At 46.8% G+C, this 8,471-nt stretch carries 14 protein-coding genes and 1 pseudogene; 4 read left to right on the top strand and 11 right to left on the bottom strand.

From position 1 onward, the window contains the following. The 4 genes and pseudogenes from OGY18_RS23720 to OGY18_RS23700 all read right to left on the bottom strand — a co-directional run. A partial coding sequence (locus OGY18_RS23720; protein WP_286554171.1) for an antirestriction protein occupies nt 1–281 on the bottom strand: 281 nt, incomplete at its 3' end. Nucleotides 282–393: 112 nt separating this feature from the next. Continuing rightward, nucleotides 394–486 (bottom strand): annotated as a pseudogene (locus OGY18_RS27390) (DUF905 family protein); the annotation flags it as partial. A 427-nt stretch (nt 487–913) separates the two neighbouring features. Next, nucleotides 914–1,171, bottom strand: coding sequence for a hypothetical protein (locus tag OGY18_RS23710; RefSeq protein WP_016152751.1), 258 nt, complete (start codon nt 1,169–1,171; stop codon nt 914–916). A 318-nt stretch (nt 1,172–1,489) separates the two neighbouring features. Then, complete coding sequence (locus OGY18_RS23700) at nt 1,490–2,398, bottom strand: SDR family oxidoreductase (protein ID WP_286554601.1); 909 nt, start codon at nt 2,396–2,398, stop codon at nt 1,490–1,492. Between the two features lie 339 nt (nt 2,399–2,737). Here OGY18_RS23700 and OGY18_RS23695 point away from each other — a divergent pair, with 339 nt between their 5' ends. The 3 genes from OGY18_RS23695 to OGY18_RS23685 all read left to right on the top strand — a co-directional run bounded on the left by OGY18_RS23695 (nt 2,738) and on the right by OGY18_RS23685 (nt 4,044). Then, a complete protein-coding gene (locus tag OGY18_RS23695) occupies nt 2,738–2,923 on the top strand; it encodes a con-10 family general stress protein (RefSeq protein ID WP_016152753.1) in 186 nt (61 codons plus the stop codon). A gap of 92 nt (nt 2,924–3,015) precedes the next feature. Beyond that, a complete protein-coding gene (locus OGY18_RS23690) occupies nt 3,016–3,513 on the top strand; it encodes a YciE/YciF ferroxidase family protein (RefSeq protein WP_016152754.1) in 498 nt (165 codons plus the stop codon). Between the two features lie 24 nt (nt 3,514–3,537). After that, nucleotides 3,538–4,044 (top strand): ferritin-like domain-containing protein, encoded by a 507-nt coding sequence (locus tag OGY18_RS23685; RefSeq protein WP_016152755.1) that lies wholly within the window; start codon nt 3,538–3,540, stop codon nt 4,042–4,044. Between the two features lie 47 nt (nt 4,045–4,091). Here the strand turns inward: OGY18_RS23685 and OGY18_RS23680 are convergent, their stop codons facing one another. The 3 genes from OGY18_RS23680 to OGY18_RS23670 are packed head-to-tail and all read right to left on the bottom strand — an operon-like array spanning nt 4,092 to nt 5,578. Further along, nucleotides 4,092–4,610, bottom strand: a complete 519-nt coding sequence (locus OGY18_RS23680; RefSeq protein WP_016152756.1) for a 2-oxo-tetronate isomerase — start codon at nt 4,608–4,610, stop codon at nt 4,092–4,094. An 8-nt stretch (nt 4,611–4,618) separates the two neighbouring features. Then, nucleotides 4,619–5,065, bottom strand: a complete 447-nt coding sequence (locus OGY18_RS23675) for a DUF421 domain-containing protein (protein WP_075847167.1) — start codon at nt 5,063–5,065, stop codon at nt 4,619–4,621. A gap of 9 nt (nt 5,066–5,074) precedes the next feature. After that, complete coding sequence (locus tag OGY18_RS23670) at nt 5,075–5,578, bottom strand: hypothetical protein (protein WP_079935176.1); 504 nt, start codon at nt 5,576–5,578, stop codon at nt 5,075–5,077. Nucleotides 5,579–5,718: 140 nt separating this feature from the next. Between OGY18_RS23670 and OGY18_RS23665 the strand changes: the two genes are divergently transcribed. Then, nucleotides 5,719–6,114, top strand: coding sequence for a YdeI family stress tolerance OB fold protein (locus tag OGY18_RS23665; RefSeq protein WP_016152759.1), 396 nt, complete (start codon nt 5,719–5,721; stop codon nt 6,112–6,114). A 639-nt stretch (nt 6,115–6,753) separates the two neighbouring features. Here OGY18_RS23665 and OGY18_RS23660 read toward each other — a convergent pair. The 4 genes from OGY18_RS23660 to OGY18_RS23645 all read right to left on the bottom strand — a co-directional run. Beyond that, a complete protein-coding gene (locus OGY18_RS23660) occupies nt 6,754–7,221 on the bottom strand; it encodes a YfjT/YkfB family phage-associated protein (protein ID WP_191215307.1) in 468 nt (155 codons plus the stop codon). A 23-nt stretch (nt 7,222–7,244) separates the two neighbouring features. Continuing rightward, nucleotides 7,245–7,688: a YfjS/YafY family lipoprotein gene (locus OGY18_RS23655; protein WP_191215308.1), complete on the bottom strand. Its 444-nt coding sequence runs from the start codon at nt 7,686–7,688 to the stop codon at nt 7,245–7,247. Then, nucleotides 7,688–7,924: a protein YpjK gene (gene ypjK, locus OGY18_RS23650; RefSeq protein ID WP_001144031.1), complete on the bottom strand. Its 237-nt coding sequence runs from the start codon at nt 7,922–7,924 to the stop codon at nt 7,688–7,690. The genes OGY18_RS23655 and ypjK overlap by 1 nt, the downstream gene beginning before the upstream one ends. A gap of 40 nt (nt 7,925–7,964) precedes the next feature. Beyond that, on the bottom strand, nt 7,965–8,471 hold a 507-nt coding region (locus OGY18_RS23645), incomplete at its 5' end, for a WYL domain-containing protein (RefSeq protein ID WP_286554593.1).

The following is an 8,471-nucleotide window of genomic DNA, read 5'->3' as shown; positions in this document are numbered from 1 at the left end:
CCGTTGAACAGATGCCATTTATCGTCAACGTCAGCATCAGGGGCCATAAACGCGCCGCCATTGCTGAGCGTGTAAAAGGACCAGATACCACTGTTGTACTCGTCACAGAAGCGGTCCATCCAGGCGAAAATGCGGGGTTCCAGCGTTATCCATTGTGGGATAGAGCCAAAGTACTGCGGCCAGAAGCAGATACGCTGTTCGTCGGGTATCTGCGTTACGGTCAGTTCAAATTCGGATTCGTTAGCAGCAGATGCGAGGTTGTTTTTTGTCGCTGTTGTCATGGGTATGTCTCCGTCAATAAAAAAACGCCAGCGGCGACGGCTGGCGTATGCGGTAATAATGAGTGTTCGGGAAGATTAAATGTTGCTGGTAAATCATGCGGAGCCAGCAGATGGATACGTCCGTACAGATGCCTGGCTTGCGGGTATAGCGGTTAAGACCTTCACCGGCATCCGGTTCAAAGTTCCATGCCTGCCCTAGTCGTCTTCAATGTTAACGCCGGTGATACTGGCAGGAACTAATGGCCCTGCTGCGCAATCAGCCGATACCCACTACGGTAGGTCATAAAGCGATTAGTGAAACGACTTCAAACCTTCAGAATTATTCATTACTCCCCCCCTGAAAAATAATAAAAAAGCGGCAGAATCGTGAGATTCTGCCGTTAGTTGTGTATGTTCAGAGGAATGATATATATCTGAATATTTTTATAATGCTGATAGGCCGTTTTGTGCCATGAGCAGACAGTTCGTACGTAACTATTGTGCTCAGATTTTTCATTGAAGGGATTATTGCGCATATCTGAACCCCACCGCTATGGTCGGTTTGTCCCCGGCTGGGGAAGTCCGGAATGCGTTCACCCTAAGAGGATATTCCGCTTATCCTCTGGGGTAGTTTTGGATTAGTTAAGCTTGTTTTAGGTAGACGAGAGTATATTTAATATTCTCTCCGTAAGTTTATCCTCATAACCTTCCTCTACTGGATGATTGAATTTTACAAGAGGACCAGAACTTTTGGCTTGATCATAAGATCTTTCAAGTACTCCAGGTTCAGCACTCATGCTGTTTATCACAGTAGATAAAACGCTAATAGCAATCTTTGATGCGTGAAGGTCGAGTCTCAGATCGTCTAGATTTCTCTCAAGGATTTCAACGCGTTCATTTAAGTCAGCCATTTAATCTCCTGGGTGTCTGGGAAGAAGGGTATTACCACACGATCGCCAATACTGGCCGCTGTCACTTCCGGTTTTGTCTCAACGGCCTCTGTCATAAACTCATGGCCAAAGATGTCACCATGAAGTGCACTGGGGTTTACCCCGATAAATATGCGGGGCCCGAACCACAGATAGCACTTTACGTTACACGAATAACAATATCTTACGGCGTTTATATACCGGGTTAAGGTAGTGTGTGGTTGCGGGCATGAAGACGGCTATGATAAGTCATTGCTTTCATCATTAGTTCTCCCGTTATTCATCTCGTGCAATCACTCGTTATAACGTCCCGGTTCCGCCGTCAGAACACCAGACCTGCCCGGACGTATAGCTGTTCTCTGGGGAAGCCAGGGTGACATATAGTGGTGCAATTTCCGAAGGCTGACCAGGTCGACCAAGTGGTGAATTAGCACCAAACTGCTCAATTTTCTCCTGTGGTTGGCCGCCACAGCATTGAAGAACCGTCCAGTAGGGACCGGGGGCAACGGCATTTACCCGGATCCCTTTCGGTGCCAGTTGTTTTGCCAGCGATTTTGTAAAAGCTACGATAGCCGCTTTGGTCTGAGCATAATCCAGTAGGATCTCGCTGGGCTCGTAGGCTTGAACTGATGAGGTGTTTATAATCACGCTACCAGGGGATAAATGTTGGAGTGCCGCTTTAGTAATCCAGAATAACGAGTAGACATTGGTCTTGAATGTTGCATCAAAGGCATCAGTTGTAAGTTCCTCAATCGACTCACAGAATTGCTGGCGACCCGCGTTATTGACCAGGATATCGAGCCCACCTAAGGTCTTAACCACCTGACTAATCAATTGCTGGCAAAATGTCTCTTCACGGATATCACCAGGGAGTGCCACGGCTTTTCTTCCTGCTTTCTGAATTAGATCGACGACCTCACGAGCGTCCTCTTCTTCATCAGGCAGGTAGTTGATTGCCACATCCGCGCCTTCACGTGCAAAAGCAATTGCGACTGCTCGTCCAATTCCTGAATCACCTCCGGTAATTAACACTTTTCGGTCAGTAAGGCGACCGCTTCCCTGATAACTTTCTTCACCATGATCCGGACGTGGGTGCATTTTTCCGGCAAGTCCCGGAAAAGGTTGTCTTTGGTGTGGAAAAGGTGGAACAGGAAAACGTTCTGAATTTGTCATATTCGTATCCTGTTTCTCATTATATTTATCCGCCATTCCATCACCTCTCTATATTTACTTGGAAGAGCTAATAAGCGTAGATCAAAATTCACAGCTTGTATCTTAATAATTTCCGTATCAGATTAATCCTGGTTTTAATATTTTTTATTTTTTTGTGCGTGGTCGGTGAGTTAGCGTGTCTTTAATATCATGTTAGCCTTAAAATAAGCCAAGCGAGAGATTTGTAATGTATTGAAAAATAAAGGTGGAAAAATGGTGGATGCCGGAATTAAATTTGACTAAGTCAGGATTACCGCTAACGTTAAGCACTGAACAACGACGGGTACGAAATACACTTTTGTATCTGACTGGCATAACCGATATATGAGGTGATATATGGCAGAGCATCGTGGTGGTTCCGGTAATTTCGCTGAAAACCGAGATAAAGCATCTGAAGCAGGCCGCAAAGGTGGTCAGCACAGCGGGGGAAACTTCAAAAATGATCCGCAACGTGCATCTGAAGCCGGTAAGAAAGGCGGGCAGAACAGTCACAGTGGTGGCCGTAAGTCTGACAATTCCTGATTATTAGTTTCAGTCTCATCTTTTAATAAAAAAGAGTGTCCTGCGGGTCTGGATTAGACTCGCAGTATTTCTCTAGCCCTGAAGGAATCCATATGAATATGAAAACTATTGAAGATGTATTTATTCACCTGCTTTCAGACACCTATAGTGCCGAAAAACAATTAACGCGCGGGTTGGCTAAACTTGCCAGAGCGGCGTCAAATGAAAAACTCAGTGCGGCTTTTAATGCACACCTGGAAGAAACTCGGGGGCAAATAGAGCGTATAGACCAAATCCTTGAACAAGAGCCGGAAATTAAGCTTAAACGTATCAAATGCGTGGCTATGGAAGGACTGATTGAAGAAGCTAATGAGGCCATAGAAGGCACTGAAAAAAATGAAGTTCGCGATGCGGCGTTAATCGCTGCGGCACAGAAAGTAGAGCACTATGAGATAGCCAGTTACGGCACTCTGGCCACCCTAGCGGAACAACTGGGTTATAAAAAAGCGGTGAAACTTCTCGCGGAAACACTTAAGGAAGAAAAAGATACCGACCTGAAACTCACCGACCTTGCGGTAGGCAATATCAATAAAAAGGCCGAGAAAAAATAAAATTACTGACTCGAGGAAATCACGATGAATTATATTGAGCATTACCATGATTGGCTACGGGATGCGCATGCGATGGAAAAGCAAGCGGAATCCATGCTGGAATCAATGGCAGGCCGTATCGATAATTATCCTGATTTACGTGCCAGAATAGAGCAACACCTGACCGAGACAAAACGACAGATTACCGTGCTGGAAGAGATTCTTAAGCGAAATGATATCTCGCGTTCTGTACTAAAAGACTCGATGAGTAAAATGGCCGCGTTTGGCCAGTCGATTGGAGGCATGTTACCCTCTGATGAAATTGTAAAGGGAGCGATCAGCGGCTATGTATTTGAACAATTTGAAATAGCTTGTTATACCTCGCTCCTGGTTGCTGCTGAGAAAGCGGGTGACACCGCGTCCATACCTGCCATAAAGTCAATTCTGGCGGAAGAACTCGATATGGCTGACTGGCTTCTTAAGCATCTCCCGAACACGACGGCGCAGTTCCTTTTGAGATCTGATGCAAACGGCGTCGAAGCGAAAAAATAAGTTCTTTTCAGACTATTTCTGGCAATGCATGCACTGACAAACCACAGTCAGTGCCGTTGCCAGGCTGAAACTTCTTCCACTAAAACCTCAAGGCTATAACAGATCGCTTTTTCAATGACATCCTGACAACTGCCGGAGAAAATGGTTCGTTTTGTTACTATCTGCCCGCGGAAATTCCACGCAAACCAGATTGTACCCGCGGGAGTACCATCCTCTCCGCCGTCAGGCCCCGCATAGCCGCTAATGGCAATACTGATATCTGTTCCGGCGCGTACCCGGGCGCCTTCAGACATTTCTATCACCGTCTGTTCACTTACAGCGGTATATTTCTCCAGCGTACTGGCCTGCACACCAAGCATTTTCTGTTTTGCACTGTTGCTAAAGGTAATGATGCCAATATCATAAAACGCGGCGGTATCTGCCTCTGCGCAGAGCGCAGCAGCCAGACGTCCACCCGTGCAAGATTCAGCTGTGGTTAAGGATAATCCGCTGTCAATGAACGTATTCGCGATCTGTTTTGTTAACTCGCCAGTGGTTTTGGTTTTGTTGTACGCTGATTTTTTCATTTCCCCCCTTAATCCTCATCAGGAATGACTGAAATATGGCCATTACGCTCAAGGATTGCATACTTAATTTTCCCTGGTTCCGTAATGCCCTGACTCTGGCGTGCAGCCACCAGAATATCATCGAGAGAGACATCAACCATTTTCATTTTCTCCATTAACGGTTCGCCGTGGTCCAGCAGAATCACCGGTGAGCCATCAAGAGCAGATTCAGCGCCGCTCATCTGTTTTTTAATGAATCCGAAAAATATATCGATCACTACCAAAGTGACAATGGTGAGCATCGCCCCTGTTATGGAAAAATCATTGCCAAGTAATGCCTGTTGTGTGGCTTCACTAATAATCAATAATAAAATCAGGTCGAAACTGGTCATTTGTAATAATGCGCGGCGTCCAACAATCTTAAATACGACGAGTAAAATAAGATAAATTGCTAAGGCTCTCAGCACCATTTCCATAATGATCTCCTATGGATAAATAAACTGACTGAAACGAATTTCAGGGCCGGAATTTAACTGGATCACACTCATGGCGCTTCCGGGTTTTACTGGTGTAACAAGTAACCAGATTGCTATATTTTCTTGTTTTTTATTGGCATTATACACGAGGTACAGATCATCTCCCTTGCTGTACATTCTGTCAGGTAGAGGCCAGATATTTTCTGTTTCATAGAAAGCATTGAAATCTCCACCAATACGATAAATGTTCCCCTCAGAATGTTGACCTGTAGTCGAGATCTTTAATTTAAACTCTGTCTGCAAACGACCAAATCGCTCAAAATCCAGTGTCACTTCTCCGGTAGTATTCTTACTCACGGCATTACTGAAATAACCATCCGAAAAAACACCTAATACCGCCAGGGAAATAATAATGAGTAAAACAGCGAATCCAACCTTATGAAATTTCGACTCAAAATTCAGAAAGTAATGACTTTCTTCAATGCCGGGGACTGTCTGTTTTTTTCTGGGCATGTTTGACCTCTCTGTTTTGCTTGTATCTCGCCAGTTAGATGATTTGTAACGATATTACTTTTTAAGACAGTTCCAGTTTGCCAGATTAAGGAATAGCAACCAGACTTAATAAGTCAAGTTGTTACTGAGGTAAGGACGGAATGAAATTATACGTGATACCATTAATATATTGTTTTTTAATCCCGACAGTTTTCGCTGACGATGACAATGGTGGACTGAAAAAAGATACTGCGCCGCCACCACCACACGCTCTGGATGAGGGGTACCGGGGTACAGAAGATGCGCGAATCATGACGGTTCAACAAGCCAAAAGTATGCATGATGGTGCAACCATCTCCCTGCGCGGGAATCTGATTGATGGTCAAGGTGGAGATAAATTTGTTTTTCGTGACAAAACCGGCAGTATTTATACACTGATTCCACTTTCTGTCTTTGACGGTCGCACGGTAAAACCCGATCAAATGATCAGTATTAACGGCAGTCTTGACACCAAAACGCAACCTCCTGTGGTTCGCGTTAACAGAATACAAAAGTAACATTACTACTGCTCTGCAAATTTCCCGACGCAGAGTAACCCATGCTGGAAGCGTGGTATGGCATACCAGAAGAACTATCCTAAGGTCTGCTTATCGCTCACAGCGGACCTTCAATCCAGTAAGTATGTCCGCTTCGTGCTGTGAATCCAGCGATTATTGCAAGAATCGAAATACGCTAACCAACTGGGATCGGGGGACGTCGGCAATCGAAGCTGCAGGCAGGTAGCTCCTGCAGCCAGTATTGTTAACATTTTAACAGCAGCACTCTGCTTCTTTTTCACTACATTCTTCACAAATTCTGCAAGAGCAGAAGTCCTCAAGGTTATTGCACTGGCTACATTTTTTGCAGGTACAGTCCGACTCTTTCTCGTCACAGTTCTCACAAGTTCCACAAGTACATGCACTCATCATGTGTGCACACTTATCACAAATTTTACCCATAGCTTCTCTCAACCGTTAAATAAACAATCTCAACATAACACGTGATTATTTTATCATTTCTATATGGTCAACTAAAACTGGCCACTGCGCTCATTTTTCGGAAGTGCCTGGACTAATCGGTGGAAATAAAAAGGAAAAAAATAAGCCCTGGCTGCCTCTGGCAGCCAGGTATGTTGTTATGGATGGAAAGCACAACAGTCACTCGTTCGTGCAGTCTGCTAATGTTGGCAGTGCCTTCGTAGCGTTTGTCAGGTCAACGCTGAAGGTCCCTGCTTTGCGGTCATTGACGTAGACTTCGAACTGCCTGGCCTTACGGATATCCATGATAAAGCTGAACCAGGCATTATCCCCGTTACGCCAGCCAAGGGTTGAGGGAATGGCATATTGCTTATGGTCCATCACCACTGTGATGTCGGTACTGTCATCATGCGAGCTGATCGTTTTATCTCCTGCGAGGGTCAGAAAAACCGAGTGCTGGTAAATACCGTTCTGGTCCGGATTTTCCGTGCAGTTGATGGTGAACATCTTTCCGCTGCTATTCGTCACACTGTATTCCGCATTGCCCTGACCGTACCCCTGTTGCCAGAGTCCCGGGACCGCAGAGGCATTAAAGCTCATGAGCAATACACCAGCCAGCACAAACCGGCTTATTGAACGTATTTTCATTTCTGTCTCCTTTGTCTTTGTATTTATTCCCGGTTATCAGGATTTGAGGGGATCAGCAGCCGCCCCATCAGTTTGCCGTCATGGGAATATTCAAGGAAACGCTCCCGGGTGCGCGGGTCAGTTTTCTCGTGGTATTGCAGGCTGATGTTGTCGGCAATACACAGCGCATTCATCAGCGGCTGAACGGTTTTTTCCTCCATATCTACGAGGTAGTAGTAACTGCCTCCCTCGCAGCCATCGGGCGACTGGCGGGTACGTAAGACCTGCAGGGTGAGACCTGATGAGAAGCCAACCTGGGACCATTCTTCGCTGACATCATCCTGGTGGCTGACCACATCACTGAAGTGCGGAGGTGTGAGGTCCTTGAATTTGCTGATGGCCTTCAGGTCATCACTCCTGTCATCGCAGGCGCTCAGAAACAGAGTGGCGGCAACCAGCCCCAGCAGAGGTAGTGTTTTACGTTTCATTATTTTTTCCCTGAAATCAGACGTACCACTTTGGCAAATACATAAATGCCGACGAAAATACCCACCGGCACGCCGACGAACGGTGTCAGCGCGACACTGGCAGCACCGGCTGCGCCACCTCCCGTCAGCAGTGCGGCAACAGTGGCAAGGGTCAGGGCCGCGAGACTGTCGGACACCCCGGTTTTATTCAGAATGATGACGATGACAACAATGGCGATAATGGCAATAACGGGCATAGGGCTCCTCCCTGTTGCCGGGTTGATAACAACGCTTGCGCTATTCTGGTGAGCTGTTGGCCGGAACAAACGTAAGCAGTGACTGCTGGATAAAGCGAAAATGGGGTAAGGACTGAATAAAGCCCGGGTCTTCAACAAGACGACACAGACTGTCGTTACGCCGGAAAGTCTCCTGCAGGGGCTGAACCAGATGGATTTCATCCAGGGAGAATACGGCGATATGTCCGTCGTGCTCTGCCACCAGATACCAGGCCTGCTGGTGGATGAGTAACCGACAGGGAGCCAGCCGCTCACAGCGCTGCTCCTCGGCAATCAGCGTTACCCGCCTGCGCCCCGTAATGGCCTGAATCAGTCGCCAGAAAGACAATGCGCCTGATGGCGAAGGAACAGGACTGGCGGGTGCTATAACGCAGGGAGACTCATCGCACATCAGCAGTGCGTTCACCAGGCGGCGGTCAAAGCCAGGAAAAAGACCGGCCATCCCGCTGCGGTGGGCAAAGATAAGCACGTCGGGCACCATCTGCGTCTCACTGCCCGCAGTACGTAA

The sequence above is a fragment of the Citrobacter sp. Cpo142 genome (assembly GCF_030332425.1).
GTDB classification, from domain to species: domain Bacteria; phylum Pseudomonadota; class Gammaproteobacteria; order Enterobacterales; family Enterobacteriaceae; genus Citrobacter; species Citrobacter portucalensis.
This window is presented reverse-complemented; position numbering and strand designations above follow the sequence as displayed.

Bases quoted from the DNA above. Each gene is read 5' to 3' on its own strand.
- OGY18_RS23710 (WP_016152751.1), bottom strand. From the start codon at position 1,171: ATGGCTGACTTAAATGAACGCGTTGAAATCCTTGAGAGAAATCTAGAC.
- OGY18_RS23700 (WP_286554601.1), bottom strand. From the start codon at position 2,398: ATGGCGGATAAATATAATGAGAAACAGGATACGAATATGACAAATTCA.
- OGY18_RS23695 (WP_016152753.1), top strand. From the start codon at position 2,738: ATGGCAGAGCATCGTGGTGGTTCCGGTAATTTCGCTGAAAACCGAGAT.
- OGY18_RS23690 (WP_016152754.1), top strand. From the start codon at position 3,016: ATGAATATGAAAACTATTGAAGATGTATTTATTCACCTGCTTTCAGAC.
- OGY18_RS23685 (WP_016152755.1), top strand. From the start codon at position 3,538: ATGAATTATATTGAGCATTACCATGATTGGCTACGGGATGCGCATGCG.
- OGY18_RS23680 (WP_016152756.1), bottom strand. From the start codon at position 4,610: ATGAAAAAATCAGCGTACAACAAAACCAAAACCACTGGCGAGTTAACA.
- OGY18_RS23675 (WP_075847167.1), bottom strand. From the start codon at position 5,065: ATGGAAATGGTGCTGAGAGCCTTAGCAATTTATCTTATTTTACTCGTC.
- OGY18_RS23670 (WP_079935176.1), bottom strand. From the start codon at position 5,578: ATGCCCAGAAAAAAACAGACAGTCCCCGGCATTGAAGAAAGTCATTAC.
- OGY18_RS23665 (WP_016152759.1), top strand. From the start codon at position 5,719: ATGAAATTATACGTGATACCATTAATATATTGTTTTTTAATCCCGACA.
- OGY18_RS23660 (WP_191215307.1), bottom strand. From the start codon at position 7,221: ATGAAAATACGTTCAATAAGCCGGTTTGTGCTGGCTGGTGTATTGCTC.
- OGY18_RS23655 (WP_191215308.1), bottom strand. From the start codon at position 7,688: ATGAAACGTAAAACACTACCTCTGCTGGGGCTGGTTGCCGCCACTCTG.
- ypjK (WP_001144031.1), bottom strand. From the start codon at position 7,924: ATGCCCGTTATTGCCATTATCGCCATTGTTGTCATCGTCATCATTCTG.